Annotated in this window: 14 protein-coding genes; 8 read left to right on the top strand and 6 right to left on the bottom strand. The window is 58.2% G+C overall.

From position 1 onward, the window contains the following. Positions 1–13: 13 nt before the first annotated feature. From BLU28_RS09580 to BLU28_RS09565, 4 genes are all read right to left on the bottom strand, one after another. Positions 14–469 (bottom strand): response regulator, encoded by a 456-nt coding sequence (locus BLU28_RS09580; protein WP_022563108.1) that lies wholly within the window; start codon positions 467–469, stop codon positions 14–16. Further along, a complete protein-coding gene (locus BLU28_RS09575) occupies positions 462–2,672 on the bottom strand; it encodes an ATP-binding protein (protein WP_077985817.1) in 2,211 nt (736 codons plus the stop codon). Before BLU28_RS09575 ends, BLU28_RS09580 begins: the two co-directional genes overlap by 8 nt. Before the next feature lie 119 nt (positions 2,673–2,791). Continuing rightward, positions 2,792–3,832 carry an SAM-dependent methyltransferase gene (locus tag BLU28_RS09570; protein ID WP_077985818.1) on the bottom strand — a complete coding sequence of 347 codons (1,041 nt, stop codon included), beginning with the start codon at positions 3,830–3,832 and terminating at the stop codon, positions 2,792–2,794. After that, positions 3,829–4,617 carry a DUF1295 domain-containing protein gene (locus BLU28_RS09565; RefSeq protein ID WP_077985819.1) on the bottom strand — a complete coding sequence of 263 codons (789 nt, stop codon included), beginning with the start codon at positions 4,615–4,617 and terminating at the stop codon, positions 3,829–3,831. Before BLU28_RS09565 ends, BLU28_RS09570 begins: the two co-directional genes overlap by 4 nt. A 188-nt stretch (positions 4,618–4,805) precedes the next feature. Here BLU28_RS09565 and BLU28_RS09560 point away from each other — a divergent pair, with 188 nt between their 5' ends. The 7 genes from BLU28_RS09560 (at position 4,806) to BLU28_RS09530 (ending at position 10,498) form a co-directional block, all read left to right on the top strand. Then, positions 4,806–6,179 (top strand): NAD(P)/FAD-dependent oxidoreductase, encoded by a 1,374-nt coding sequence (locus BLU28_RS09560; RefSeq protein WP_077985820.1) that lies wholly within the window; start codon positions 4,806–4,808, stop codon positions 6,177–6,179. Then, positions 6,176–6,994 (top strand): DUF1365 domain-containing protein, encoded by an 819-nt coding sequence (locus tag BLU28_RS09555; RefSeq protein ID WP_077985821.1) that lies wholly within the window; start codon positions 6,176–6,178, stop codon positions 6,992–6,994. Before BLU28_RS09560 ends, BLU28_RS09555 begins: the two co-directional genes overlap by 4 nt. Further along, a complete protein-coding gene (locus BLU28_RS09550; RefSeq protein ID WP_077985822.1) occupies positions 6,981–8,213 on the top strand; it encodes an SAM-dependent methyltransferase in 1,233 nt (410 codons plus the stop codon). The genes BLU28_RS09555 and BLU28_RS09550 overlap by 14 nt, the downstream gene beginning before the upstream one ends. 27 nt (positions 8,214–8,240) lie before the next feature. Next, positions 8,241–8,618 carry a DUF2147 domain-containing protein gene (locus BLU28_RS09545; protein WP_004445928.1) on the top strand — a complete coding sequence of 126 codons (378 nt, stop codon included), beginning with the start codon at positions 8,241–8,243 and terminating at the stop codon, positions 8,616–8,618. Between the two features lie 73 nt (positions 8,619–8,691). Further along, complete coding sequence (locus BLU28_RS09540) at positions 8,692–9,123, top strand: DUF2177 family protein (RefSeq protein ID WP_004445929.1); 432 nt, start codon at positions 8,692–8,694, stop codon at positions 9,121–9,123. Positions 9,124–9,248: 125 nt separating this feature from the next. Next, a complete protein-coding gene (locus tag BLU28_RS09535) occupies positions 9,249–9,791 on the top strand; it encodes a sigma-70 family RNA polymerase sigma factor (protein ID WP_077985927.1) in 543 nt (180 codons plus the stop codon). After that, the gene (locus tag BLU28_RS09530; protein WP_004445932.1) at positions 9,788–10,498 is read left to right on the top strand and encodes an anti-sigma factor; all 711 of its coding nucleotides are present in this window, start codon (positions 9,788–9,790) and stop codon (positions 10,496–10,498) included. Before BLU28_RS09535 ends, BLU28_RS09530 begins: the two co-directional genes overlap by 4 nt. Before the next feature lie 156 nt (positions 10,499–10,654). Here BLU28_RS09530 and BLU28_RS09525 read toward each other — a convergent pair whose 3' ends face one another. After that, complete coding sequence (locus BLU28_RS09525) at positions 10,655–11,071, bottom strand: hypothetical protein (protein WP_077985823.1); 417 nt, start codon at positions 11,069–11,071, stop codon at positions 10,655–10,657. 433 nt (positions 11,072–11,504) lie between these two features. On the opposite strand from BLU28_RS09525, the gene BLU28_RS09520 reads away from it, so the two are divergent. After that, positions 11,505–12,587 carry an ATP synthase subunit B family protein gene (locus tag BLU28_RS09520; protein WP_077985824.1) on the top strand — a complete coding sequence of 361 codons (1,083 nt, stop codon included), beginning with the start codon at positions 11,505–11,507 and terminating at the stop codon, positions 12,585–12,587. 78 nt (positions 12,588–12,665) lie between these two features. Here the strand turns inward: BLU28_RS09520 and BLU28_RS09515 are convergent, their stop codons facing one another. Next, complete coding sequence (locus BLU28_RS09515; RefSeq protein WP_077985825.1) at positions 12,666–14,495, bottom strand: PAS domain-containing sensor histidine kinase; 1,830 nt, start codon at positions 14,493–14,495, stop codon at positions 12,666–12,668. Positions 14,496–14,562 lie beyond the last annotated feature (67 nt).

Genomic DNA, 14,562 nt, shown 5'->3' with positions numbered 1-14,562 from the left:
CTGCGGCATCGCCTCACGCACCATTGCGGCGCGCGCCCGGCGGCGGTTCGTTCAGCAGGGCCCAGAACACGCCAAGATCCTGTATCGCCTTAAAAAACTGATTGAACTCCACCGGCTTCACCACAAAGGCGTTCACGCCGAGTTCGTAGCTCTTTACGAGATCCTGTTCTTCACGGGAGGAGGTCAGCATGACGACCGGAATATGCTTGAGGTGATCGCTGCCCTTCACGGTCTGGAGGACCTCGAGCCCATCAACCTTCGGCAGCTTGAGATCAAGAAGAACCACGGTCGGGTCACCGGCAGGCCGGTTGTGGAAGTTACCCGAGGCGTTGAGATAATCAAGCGCTTCTGCACCATCACGCGCAATGACGACCTCGTTCGCCAGTTGACATTTTTCCAGCGCAGTTAGCGTCAATTCCAGATCGCGTGGATTATCCTCCACGAGAAGAATAGGTCTGAGTTCAGGCAATTTTTTCCTCTTCAACTTTCGTAACCGGCAATGTGAAGGAGAACGTGGCTCCCTCTCCGACAGTTCCCTTAGCGCTGACCGAACCGTGGTGGCGTTCAACAATTCGTCTTACCAGCGCAAGTCCAATTCCCGTTCCCTCAAAATCCTCTACCCGCTGCAATCTCTGGAATACACCAAAAAGCTTGCTGTAATAGGCCATGTCAAAGCCAACACCGTTATCCTCGACCGAGTAGGTGACGCCACCTTCGGTTTCTGCCGCGGAAATGGTGATAATCGAAACGGGTTTCTGGCGGGAATATTTGATCGCGTTGTCAACGAGATTGTACCACACCTGCCGAAGCAGGGTCGGATCTCCGAGCGACACGGGCAGATTGCCGATCTGCCATTCGATCTGCCGATCAGCGATGGAATGAGCGAGGGAGCGGCGAACCTCGTTCACGACTTTCTCCATGTCAACCGGCACCATTGTGATTTGGGTGCGGCCGAGCTGCGAGAAATTCAGGAGATCATCCACGAGCCTGCCTGCACCGAGTGCCGCTTCGGAGATCATCTGCAGATAGTGGAGCGATTTTTCATCCAGGGTGTTGCTGCGTTCGCGCAAGAGCTGGGCGAAACCGACAATATGACGGAAGGGCGCACGGAGATCATGCGAAACCGAGTAGGAAAATGCCTCCAGCTCCTTGTTGGTCCTCTGCAATTCTTTCGTCAGATCCGCCATTTCCTCCGCCTTGCGCAGTACTATGCCGATGATGGCGCCACGCAACTCCCGCGCCGCTGCAAGCTCGGGCGCTGACCACGGTGAGGCTGTGTTTCGCACCTGCTCTTTCCAGGTTTCGAACGATTTGCGCGGATGAATGCGCCCGCTCTCATGCACTGTCTTGTGCGGATCCCCGCCCCAGCGCACCGTCTTTACGACTTCCGGCCGAAACCAGATCAGCCAGCTTCCGTGCAATTCCGAAACCCGCATCGCGATGATCCCGCTCGCCACGGACGCAAATGCCGCAGCAGCGGGATAATCGCCGGCAAGATTGTCTGTGGCAAATAGGTCTGCGACCTCGCGTTCGCCGAGCCAGCGGATCAATCCTTCGACCTGCTCCTGCGAGGGGGTCTTGCCCACGAGATGATATTCATCGCCAAAAAGCAGTGCAGCTCCCTCAGCCCCCACCTGCTCCAGCAGATCCGCCTTTTCGCTCTCCCCGCCCAGGAGGCCATCAACCCATCTTTGTGCCGCCGCCATCCGCTTGAGCAGGCGAGCCTGGACATGACCAAGTTCCAGCCGGCGCGAAGCATCCTGAGAACTTTGCTCCATTGCGATCCGCATCGAAAGGAGCTGGGCGGCGAAATCGCAGGCTTCCCGTACGGCGATCGAGACGGAGTGGGGGGCGGCGTGATGGCATGCGATCAGCCCCCACAACTTGCCATTGACGATGATTGACACCGACATCGAGGCCGCCGTTGCCATGTTGCGCATGTATTCCAGATGAACGGGCGAAACGCTGCGAAGCTGTGAAAGGCTCATATCGAGCACTGCGCCCGTTTCCGAGTTGACCTGCGGCATGACAGGCACGGGCCTATAATCGACGTCCGGGATCATACGCAGACGGTTGACCGTATAAAGCTTGCGCGCCTGCGGCGGGATGTCGCCCGCCGGGAAGCGAAGCCCGATATATGAAGGCAACGCCCCGCCTCCAGCTTCCGCCACGACATGACCGCTCCAGTCGGGACCGAAGTCATAAATGAGGGTCCGGTCGTAACCGCTGATCGAGGAAACAAGCTGTGCAACTCGAGACAGCGCGTCACTCAGCGACGGCGTGCTGTTGAGATATTGGGCGAGGCCTGTCAACTCGCTCATCAGCGCTTCGGCGGAGTCGCCCGGGCCTGTTCTCTCAAGCTCGACGATGATCACGCTTCCCGACCGATGCGCCGAGACATCGAGTTTTTTTTCGGCCCAGACATATCTGAAGCTGCTGTCGTCACCGGAATACCAGGCCGGTAATGCCTCGATAAACGGCAATGTTTCCCGGTCTGGAATCACGCCTATCGGTAGAGGCGCATCAAGAAAATCCTGCAGGTTATCGCTCGCCTGCACGACCGCCAACTGACGCGCGGACAGCACGAAAAGTGCGCCATGTTGCTGGATAGCGCCGGGAATGTGGATGGGCTCGGCGCCGCAACTATCCAGCTTCGGCGTGACTGAACTCATGACTTTCTCCAGCCGCTCTGTGATCGACGGCGTGCTCAAAACGCGGCCAGCCTAGCCATTATTCTACGGATGTAAACGTTTGCTTACGCGAAATTGTTTCGCCGTCGGCCACGCCCCTCTCAGGTTTCGGCAACAACAGCGGGCTTCATGAGATAATGACCCACACACCAGACGTTACCGTCCTCGTGACCAAACAGCCCGGCCGTTGCGAGAAAAAACAGGCGCCAGCGGCGTTCCCATAACCGCGCGTCAGCACCATAAACCTGCTGCAGGATCGGCCTGATGCGGCCGATTTCCCGATCGAAATTCTCAAGCCAGGCGAGAGCCGTGCGGCGGTAATGCGATCCCGGCCAGTGCCATTCCCTTTCGACGGTAAGAACCTCGCTGAAGCGATGGGGAAGATCAAAAGCGGGCATGATGCCGCCGGTGAAAAAATGCCGGGCAATCCAGTCGGCGGGGTTGTTGTGGTCGAAACGATAGGATCGGCTGCGGTGGTTGAAGACATGGAGGAAAAACTTGCCTTCAGGTTTCAGCCAGGTACAAACGCGTTCGAAGAGCACCTGCCAATTCGACATATGTTCGAACATTTCGACCGATACGATGCGATCAAAGTGATCGCCGGTCGCAAAATCGTTCATGTCTGCGGTCACCACGGAAAGATTGGACAGCCCGCGCTCACGCGCGCGGCCAAGGATGGATTCCCGTTGCGATGCGGAATTGGAGACAGACGTGATCCGCGCATTGGGAAAACGCGCTGCCATATAAAGCGACAGCGAACCCCAGCCGCAGCCGAGTTCGAGAATGTCCATGCCGTCCTCCAACTCGGCATGGTCTACCGTTTCGGTGAGAGCAGCTGTCTCCGCTTCATCGAGGCTTGTCTGGTTATGGGGATAATAGCAGCAGGAATATTTCCGCTGGGCTCCGAGAACCAGTGCGAAAAACTCAGCGGGGACTTCATAGTGTTGCCTGTTCGCCTCGTCGGTATGGCTGGCGACGGGGAATTTCGCCATATTCGCCGCAAAAGCCGCCTCGGCATCCGGCGGTATTTTTGCGAGCCGCCGTTTCGTTCTTGCGCAGAGCATATCTATTCCGGCGAGTGTAACGCCGTCGTTGAGCGCCGCGCGTTCTGCAGCATTGATGGCAAAGGCGAGCATATTCATGGCGTTTCCTCGTTTTTGCGCGGCCCCGGAAAGAAGGCGTTGACGCGGCGTTGCAGGGCACGGAATTTTTCTCCGCGCGATTTCAGCATGTGCTCTTCAAGCGGCGGAATGCCGGAGACATGGACGAGCAGCCAGTACATCATGACGGGCGCGGCAAGCGACGCCCAGGACAAGCCGTGCGCCTGAAGGGCCAGCAGCGGCAAGCTGCACCAGAAAAGCCATTCGAAGAAATAATTGGGATGGCGTGAATAACGCCAGAGACCGGTTTCACATATACCGGTTTTCGCTTCGGGGGTTTTCCTGAATTTCGACAGCTGAGCGTCCGAGAGCGCTTCACCTGCCAGTGCAACAAGCGCAACCATGGTGGCGAGAATATCTATTGTGCGCGGGAAAATCCGTTCGTTGCTGGCGGCTAGATAAACAGCCAAAACAAGCACAAAGGCGGCAACCGCCTGTATTTGCAGGAAGAAGAAAAGCCGCCGGGGACCGGTTTCGCCCCATTGCTCCATGAGTTTTGCATAACGCGGATCTTCCCCGCCGCCCCGCGTGCGCAGGCCTATGTGTCCAGCAAGCCGCAGGGACCATACGACAACGAGACAGAATACGATACTGCGCCGCCCGCCATCGCCCTCCGCCAGCAACACAGCCAAGATGCCGCCGAGCCCGACGCTTGCCGACCAGACAGTGTCGATCCAGCCGCTCGAGCCGGTCGCTCTTTGTAATGCCCAGGCTCCTGCCATCAGCAGCGACATCAGAATGGCAAGCGTCAGGATCACGGAAAACATCACTACTTCGCTCACCACTTTTAATCGATCGAGGCCGGGTTTCGTGATGGCAAATACGGCCTAACCAGCAAAAGAGTTTCAGGGTTCGAAAAAAATTCGAAAAACCACCTGCCGCTGAAACTTATCAGACGGCTGCCTCGTATCTGCGCTGTCCAAAGACAATTTCTACAATGCGATAGCGAGGATCGATGACCGACACCGAAACAATGCGACGAGACAACCGGCGCCGCATCGCGATAGTGGGAACGGGAATTTCCGGTCTGTCAGCAGCCTGGCTCTTGTCGCAAAGGCACGATGTCACGGTCTTCGAGGCGGCAGACCGCGTTGGAGGCCACAGCAACACGGTAACATTCGATACGAAGAATGGCCCGATCCATGTCGATACGGGTTTCATTGTCTATAACGACTGGACATACCCCAATCTGACCGCGCTTTTTCGAAAGCTGAACGTGCCGACCGCAGCCTCGAACATGTCGTTCGCTGTTTCCCTTGATAATGGCGGCTTTGAATATTCCGGCGGAAACGGGTTTGGCCTGCTCGCACAGAAGAGAAATGCTCTGAAACCCCGCTTCTGGTCGATGCTTGCGGACCTCCTGCGATTTTATCGCAACGCCCCGCGTGACCTGCACTCGATGGCTGACATGTCCCTCGACGATTATCTGACGCGTAATCGCTATGGCGCAGCGTTCCGCGACGATCATCTCTACCCGATGGCTGCGGCCATATGGTCCACACCGGCCATGGAAGTAGGCCGTTATCCGGCGGCGCATTTCATCAAGTTCTGCCGCAATCACGGTTTGCTGTTGCTGCGCAACCGGCCGGTCTGGCGCACCGTCGTTGGTGGCTCGCGCGAATATGTAAAACGCCTCACGGCACCGTTTGCAGACAGAATTCGCCTGTCAACGCCAGTGACGCGTATTCGCCGCCTGCCGCACGGCGTCGAAATTACAACTGCGCAGGGCGAAATTGCCCGCTTCGATGACGTGGTCATCGCGGCGCATGCGGATCAGGCGCTGGACTTGCTGGCCGATGCGACACGTGTCGAAAAGCGCATTCTCGGTGCCTTTGGTTATACTCGAAACCGGGCCGTGCTTCACACTGATAACACCTTCATGCCGCGCCGCCGCGCCGCCTGGTCAAGCTGGAATTATGTGGCCGACACGCGCACCGAAGCGGGCCAGCCCAGCATCACATACTGGATGAACCGGCTCCAGCCGCTCGGCGAAGCCGAGGATATTTTCGTGACCTTGAACCCGGTGCGGGAACCGCATCAAGAAAAGATCATCGCCGAAGAGACCTATCACCACCCCGTCTTTGACGCCGGAACCGAACAGATGCGCCAGGAACTATGGGCCTTGCAGGGCTTGCGAAACACCTGGTTCTGCGGCGCCTATTTCGGTTCCGGTTTTCATGAAGACGGCCTCCAGGCTGGGCTTGCCGTCGCTGAAGATCTCGGTGGCCTGTCCCGCCCATGGAAGGTGGCGGACGACAGCGGCCGGATCATCCGCCTCGATTTGGAGACGATCGCCACGGACACGCGATCCATGGAGGCGACGGCATGAAGCCTCCCCTCGTCTCTGCGCTTTTCCCTGGCCATGTTACCCACGCCCGGTTCAAGCCGAAAACCCACAAACTGGACTATCGGATCTATTCGCTGTTTCTCGATCTCGATGAGTTGGATACGCTGGACCGGAAATTGCGGTTTTTCTCGGTGGACCGGTTCAACCTGTTTTCATTTCATCGCAAGGACCGAGGCAACGGCAGCGGGCTCGGGCTGCGCCAGCAGATAGATGCGGCAATGACGGCGGCAGGCATGACAGCGGATGGAGGGCCGGTGCGCCTGCTTACCATGCCGCGTTTGCTTGGCTGGGCCTTTAATCCGCTCAGCGTGTTCTTCTGCCATGGCCGCGACATGGAACTCAAAGCCATCCTCTGGGAAGTGGACAACACTTTCGGCCAACGGCATTCCTATCTGATCCCCGTAGAGGCCGGCATGGGCGCGGAGATCGTACAGCGCTGTGACAAGGCTTTCTATGTCTCGCCCTTCATGGACATGAACCTTCACTATGTTTTCCGCGTCATCCCGCCTGGGGAGAGGCTGAAGATCGTCATTGAAACATTCGACGATGATGGCGCCGTCCTGACCGCCCGGCATCTTGCCCGAAGGGTCGAACTGACCGATCGAGCCTTGCTGAGAGCCTTTGTCACCATTCCTTTCCTGACCCTGAAAGTCGTTCTCGGCATTCACTGGGAAGCGCTGAAAATCTGGCTGAAGGGGGTGGCGCTGAGAAAGCGCCCGCCGCCACCCGCACAGCCAATATCCTTCGTTCACCCTTCATCGTCGCAAATCGAGGCCAGAATTCATGACCCCGTTTGACAATCTCTCGGAATTACCGGTGCAGAACACCCGCGTCAGCGGCCGTATGGGCCTCGGCACTTGGCTCATCACCCGGCTGCTGAACAATATTCACCGCGGCCGGCTTCGCATCACCCTCCCCGGCGGCGGAACCATCGAAAAATCGGGGACATCGGAAGGCATCGACGCCATTCTCGTTCTGCATAACTGGCGGGCAATCCGCCGTCTGTTCGTCAATGGTGATATTGGCTTTGCGGAAGGCTTCATTGAGAACGACTGGTCCACACCGGACCTGACCGCGCTTATCCGTTTCGCCGCGCAAAATCGCGATGCTTTCACGAAATCAATGCGCGGCAGCCTGCCCATGCGCCTCATCAACCGGCTTGCGCACGGGCTGAACGCCAATACCAGACGTGGCAGCCGACGCAACATCGAGGCGCATTACGATCTCGGCAACGAGTTTTACCGGCAATGGCTCGATCCCTCGATGCTTTACTCCTCGGCGATTTTCGACCTGATGACACCAACCCTTGAGGCAGCGCAGCAGAGGAAACTCGAGCGTATTGCGGAAAAGTTGCAGTTGACCGGCAACAAGGATGTGCTGGAAATCGGCTGCGGCTGGGGCGCGCTCGCCATTCACCTCGCCACGCAGCACAATGCCAACGTGACCGGCATCACCCTGTCGCCCTCCCAGTTGCGCTGGGCGGAAAATGCTGCGGAAAAAGCAGAAAAGGCTGACCGGATCAAACTGAAGCTGCAGGACTACCGCGACGTCAAAGGTCAATTCGACAACATCGTCTCCGTGGAAATGTTTGAAGCCGTCGGCGAAGCCTATTGGCCAAGCTATTTCGGGACGCTGAAGCGCTGCCTGAAACCCGGCGGTCGGGCGGTGCTGCAAATCATATCCATTGAAGAAAACCGCTTCGATACGTATCGGCGCAAGGCCGATTTCATTCAGAAATACGTGTTTCCTGGCGGCTTCCTGCCCTCCGATTCAGCTCTGGAAAAAGCCGTGGGGCAAGCCGGCCTCAAACTCACGGAAAAGGAGCTTTTCGGCCAGTCCTATGCGCTCACACTGGCGGAATGGCGCCAGCGTTTCCATGCCCGGTGGCAGACTATTTCCCTACTCGGCTTCGACGAGCGCTTTCGGCGGATGTGGGACTATTACCTCTGCTATTGCGAAGCAGGTTTTGCCGAGGGAACCATTGATGTCGGCCTGTACACAATAGAACACGGATGAGGCGGGACTAAAAAACGGAGAACCACGATGAAGATCCTTGGATTGGCAATTGCATCCGCCCTGTCTCCGTTGCTGGCAGGGACCAGTGCGACCGCGGCCGATATCAACGGCAACTGGGCGCGGGGCGACGGCAAGGCGAAAGTGCTGATCGCTCCCTGCGGCGAGAAAATATGTGCGACAAACACATGGATCAAACCCGGCACCCAGAAAGAAAAGACCGGCGACCGCCTGATCATGGACATAAGGCCGGGCGAGACGGGCAATTACACCGGCACGGCCTTCGACCCGCAGCGGGATAAATCCTACAAGATAACGGTGACGGTGGCAGGCAACAACATGACTACGAAAGGCTGCATCATCGCCGGTCTGCTGTGCAAGGGCATAAGCTGGACCAGGATCGACTAGCCACGTCCCAGATCCTCCCTCTCTCGTCAACCAGACCAAAAAGTCGCCTGATCAATGGCAAAGGAAAAAATCGATGAAGACGTATCTTGCCGCCTATTTCTTCACCCTGGTTGCCTTTCTGGTGATCGATTTCATCTGGTTGAGCACCATGGCGTCACGACTTTATCGACCGGCCATCGGCGATCTTCTGGCGGAAAATTTCCGTCTCGCTCCGGCGATCATCTTTTATCTCATCTACGCCGCCGGCCTTACTTTTCTCGCCGTGCGTCCGGCACTTATTTCGGGACAATGGAGCACGGCGCTGCTTTACGGCGCTGCCGTGGGCTTCATGGCTTATGCCACATATGATCTGACCAATCAGGCGACGCTGAAAAGCTGGTCGACGACCCTGACCGTTGCCGATCTTCTGTGGGGCACCTTCGTCTCCGCGGCAGCGGCCGTCATCGGCTTTCTTGTCACGGTACGCATCATTGGCCCGTTGGAAAACTCGGCAGGCTGGCCATGATGACCGTCGCCTCCTCCAGCCTGCGCCCGATGATCACAGGGCGTGTCTGGAACGAACTTCCCAAGCATCTCTTGTCTTCCTTCGAAAGACGATCCTATAAAGGAAGAATAGCAAGGAAGGTTCGAATGCAGGGCACAGAGATCGCAAGCCTTATCCACCGCGTCGGCATGGGTGATCGTTCAGCATTCGTCTCGCTTTACCAGGCAACAAGCCCGAAGCTTTTTGCGATCTGCCTGAAAATCCTGCGGGACAGAACGGACGCCGAGGAGGCGCTGCAGGAAATTTATATCAAGGTGTGGCAGCGCGCCCGCACATTTGCCGCCAGTGCCGGCAAACCGGCGACATGGCTCGCCACCATCGCGCGCAACCACGCCATAGACACGATTCGCGCCCGCAGACCTGCTGGCGATGACATTGACGAGGTATATGACCTCGTCGACGAAAGCGTTCGCGATCCTGAACAGCATGTTGTTCTGGCGGATGAAGGCCGCAGGATCGACGACTGCATGCGCGAACTTGAGACTGTGCACGCACAGGCAATACGCCGGGCCTATGTCGAGGGTCTGAGCTATCTCGAACTCGCCGACGAATTACGGGTGCCACTGAATACGGTTAGAACCTGGCTGCGGCGCAGTCTTATCAAACTCAGAGAGTGCATGCAGCGATGACGACGGGCGACCACAGCGGCGGAATGCACTCGCGCGATGAAATACTCGCAGGCGAATATGTGCTTGGTGTCCTGCCGCTTGAAAAGCGCCGCGAAGTGGAACAGCGTATCCAGGAGGACAGGGTCTTCGCGCAACTGGTGCAGCGCTGGGAGACCGAGTTTTCAGACTTTAACGCCGATTACCAGGAAGAGACGCCCAGCGCCGCTATTCTTGCCCGTATTCAAGAGCGTCTGTTCGGCAGCAGAGCGGTCAACACGAATGGCACCTTGTGGAACTCCGCATCTTTCTGGCGCTGGATATCTGTGGCCACCAGCGCAACCGCCGTGGCTGCCGTCGTTTATGCCGCGTTCCCGGAACAACGGGACGGCACAAGCCCGCTTGTGGCCGAGCTTGCGACAACCGACAGCCAGGTCAATCTCCTCGCGTCCTACGACGCGGAATCGGGCCGAATGCGTATCGTTCCCGTGGCGACCGGAAAGACGGACGAAAAGTCACTGGAACTGTGGCTCGTCATGGACGGCGGCAAGACACGCTCGCTCGGCGTTTTCCAGCCCGGCACGAATGGCGACCTCGTCATTCCCGCCGACATGCGTGGCAATATAAAGGAAGGTACGACTTTCGCGATCAGTGTCGAACCATTCGGTGGTTCACCGACCGGTCAGGCAACCGGTCCGGTCATTGCTGTCGGCACCGCCCGGTGGGGTTGATGCCCCGCTGGGCCGTCTGCAGCCGTGGTATTGTCATGCTGCCGCCGGAAAAGAACGACGCAATTCCATGTCCAGCATGGCGCAAAATCCAGGACTGGCAAGGGTGATCCGCCGGATCTGAAGCGAAACGCCGCGCTGCTGCGGTCGTTCTCAATTTTACCGCCACCGCCATCCGTCTTTTCGCAACGTGCTGCAGCCCAACACGTAACCCACACCCGCGGCCAGGCAAAGTGAAGCCCAAGGACTTCTACCGATAGCGCTACGTGCGGCGCGGCGATTGATCCGGGCAACCGCATTTACAGACACCAAAGCCCGTGAAGCGGTTTCGCCAGCACGGACTTTCAAACTGTCGATCTCGGCGCGCAGTGCGTTTATCTCGTCGCTCAATTGCGCTGCAAGGCTGTCATTGCGCTCCGCTACCTCTGCAAGCGCCGCGTCAACGAGGGGAGCGTCGGAGATTTGCGGCTGGACACCCGCGGGGCTCGGCTGTCCGTTGCCCTCTGATGCCGCGGGAACAGAACTGCCATGTTGTTGAAAGGTATTTTGGATCATCGAAGCCTCCTTGATCAGCATCTAACCCGCGCCTCTCTCGGATGTTCCAGCAAGAATGATTGCTTTGCGTCGCGGAAAGCCTTGGCCGGTGGGTCTTGCGAACACTTGCCTCAGCTATCGCACAGCACCGGGACGGCGCCTCGTCAGACGCCGCCGTCAATGGGTCTAACTGTCGAAGGTTCTTTAGAGGCCGGCGACGCGAGATAAGACACATCGCAGACAGGGAATCGGTCTTGAATCCGGATTTGCAAGCGATGGCGATCGGGGGTGAAACTTTTTTGAGCGCGACGAGTTTGGTTCACGAGCAATGAAGCTCGCATTTCCCACAGCATGCAGTCATCCGCCATGCGGAGAATCTGCCCCCTTTCGGAGGAGATACCGTGAACTCTATCATTTACCTAGTCGGGCTGGTCGTGGTCGTCCTGTTCATTCTCTCACTGTTGGGGTTACGCTAATGGTTGATCCAATCGTTACTGACGCCAATCGGAGCTATGTCGACTGGCCTGCCATTTTTGCCGGAGCGTTTATTGCCTCCGGGGCAATGGCGGTTCTCACCGCGTTTGCCAGCGGATTGGGACTGAGTTCAATCTCGGCGGACAATGGCGGTGAGATCAGTTCAGTCTGGCTGATCATAACCGGCCTCTTCGTGGTCGTTTCCATGGTCGGCTCTTACATGCTGGGCGGTTACATCACCGGCCGGATGCGCAGACCCGCAGGGCAGGCGGACCGAAACGAATTGACCGTTCGTGACGGCCTGAATGGGCTGGTGGTTTGGGGGATTGGAACGGTCGTCTCGGCATTCCTGGCCCTGGGCGTTCTTTCAGGTGGTGCAAGAGCTGTTGGAAGCGCCGCCCAGACAGCAATTGAGGCAACCGGGACGGCGGTTGGTGGAGCGGCGCAAGGCGTCGGACAGGTCGCCGGGGGAATCGTTTCAGGAGCCGGGAGTGCCGCTGGCGGTATCGCGCAAGGGGCCGGGAAGGCAGCAGCGCCCAGCATCGAGCAGATGCTTCCGCAGGGCCTCAGGGCCAATCCGCTCGATTATTTTACTGATACGCTGTTGCGAACGGATGGACAGGCAGCGTCGCCGCAGGCCGATCAAACCGTCGGTGACTACCAGCGGCAAATAAGCGGCATCCTGGGAAATCTGCTGTCGACAGGCGAAATTTCCGACGCTGACAGAAACTGGCTCACGACACAGATTGCTACGCGTACCGGCATCAGCCAGACCGATGCCCAGAACAGGGTCAATCAGACGGTGGAGCGGGTGCAGGCCGTACGGACGGAAGCGCAGCAAAAAGTCGATGAGGCCCAAAAGCGCGTCGACGAAATGAAGGCGCAGGCAGAGAAAGCGCTGGAGGATGCCAAGAGGCAGGCGGCTGACATTGCGGAGAAAGCACGAATCACCGGCATTCTGACCGCGTTTTTATTGGCGGCTTCAGCAATCGTGTCCTCTGCAGCAGCTTACATCGGCGCTGTTCACGGTGGTCGACATAGGGATGAAGGAAGAATCTGGGGCGGCCTCGCCTACAGGAGATAGCCCTTCATATCTGCAAAGGAGTCCCGCCCGTCTCGGGCGGGGCCCCGAGCATAAGCCAATCCGCGCTCTTCGGCCTCATTACGCCGCGCCATCATCATTCTTCGACATTTCCGCCTCAATGACGCAGATCACGCCGCTCTTCGCGTAGACGAATTTCGTCTCGCCCTTCAATTCGGCGGACAGAAGCCGCTCGATGAGGGTCGAACCGAAACCCCTGCGCCGGGGCGGAGCAACCTCCGGCCCCCCTCGTTCCTCCCACACAATCCGCAGGCGGTTGTCTGCAAGAGGCTCGAATTGCCACGAGATGGATACCTGGCCGCCAGGCGCGGACAGTGCACCGTATTTTGCCGCGTTGGTCGCCAGTTCGTGGAGAGCAAGGGAAAGTGACACGACCGCTCTCGGGGGCAAGGGAACGCTAGGCCCGCCAATCTGAAAGGCGTCGACGGGATAAGGTGACAAGGCCTGCTGCATGACGGCCTTGAGATCTGCGTGCTGCCAATCGGCGTGCACCAGCAGGTCCTGCGCTCTGCTCAGCGACGCCAATCTGCTGGTGAAGGCTTCCACCTCCTCGTGGTTTGCCTTGTCGCGACCAAGCGTTTGTCTCGCAATTGCCGTCACAGTCGCAAGGACGTTCTTGACGCGATGATGGAGTTCATTGACGAGAATGGATTTCAGCCGCTCTGCATCCTTGCGGGCGGTGATGTCGTGCGCCGTCTTGGAGGCGCCTATAACACGTGCGTTGGCGTCGCGGATCGGCGACACGCTGAGAAGCACCTCGACAAGCCGCCCGTCCTTTCGACGACGCTGCGTCTCGTAGGGTTCAACGAAACGGCCTGCCCTGACCTCCGTGAGGATCCTCGGCTCCTCTTCCTGCCTCCCATCCGGCACCAACATCAGCACCGACCGGCCGACGACTTCATCCTGCGAATAACCATAGAGCTTTTCCGCAGCTGCGTTCCAGCTGGTGATCTTCATATCGAGATCGATGCCCATAATCGCGTCGTTGGAAGAGGCGATCATCGACGCGAGGTGTTTCTCGATCTCCTGAGCGTGTCGTCTCTCGCCGATATCGACCGAAATGGCGACAGCTTGCGACATGTTTCCCCCGTCATCGCGGATTGCGGAGACCGAGTTCGCGACCCACACCAGACTTCCGTCACCACGGACGTAGCGCTTTTCTATCTCGAAGCTTTCACCGGTCTGAACCATGTGCTGGAACAGGCGCTGGTTTTCGGGAAGATCGTCGGCAAACGTAATCTCCTGCATGCGGCTGCCGATCAGCTCGTCCCTCGGCCGACCGACGATCCGACAGAAATGATCGTTCACGCTGAGGAGTTTTCCGGTCAGATCGCCGAGGGCTATGCCAGCGGCTGACTGCGCGAAGATGGCCCTTAGACGCTCCTCGCTCTCTCGCAAGGCCGCATCCGCCTTCACCCGCTCGGTCGTTTCGTTGACGATGCAGAACACACCACGCACGGTGCCATCCTGATCCGCGACCGGAGAATACGAAATGTCGAAGTACACCGTTTCGGGGTAACCGTGTCTTTCGATATAAAATGGCCTGTCTTTTGCGGCGACCGTTTCTCCCTTCGCGAGGACGCGCTGCAGCAGCGGCTCGAGGTCATCCCAGAGTTCGTTCCAGTATTCTCGGGCGGGTCTGCCGAATGCGTGTGGGTGCTTATTGCCTATGGTTGGCGCGTAGGCGTCGTTGTAGAATGCGACAAACTCCGGTCCCCAGAACATCACGATCTGCGCCTGTGAGGGAAGCATGATGCCGATGGCGGCATGCAGACAGGCAGGCCATTCCGATTTCGGACCAAGTGGGCCTGATGCCCAGTCCACTGTGTCGAGGAGGCTGGATACGGGAACTGCGAGCGTGTTAACCTTGTCCAGGGCGACGATCTCCACCTGAGGATCAATAGACGCAGCCTATCGAACTTTCTCGTGAGAGCAAAGAGTCTGTCGCACTTGCGGC

This window comes from Agrobacterium pusense, from assembly GCF_900102105.1.
Classification (GTDB): domain Bacteria; phylum Pseudomonadota; class Alphaproteobacteria; order Rhizobiales; family Rhizobiaceae; genus Agrobacterium; species Agrobacterium pusense.
This window is presented reverse-complemented; position numbering and strand designations above follow the sequence as displayed.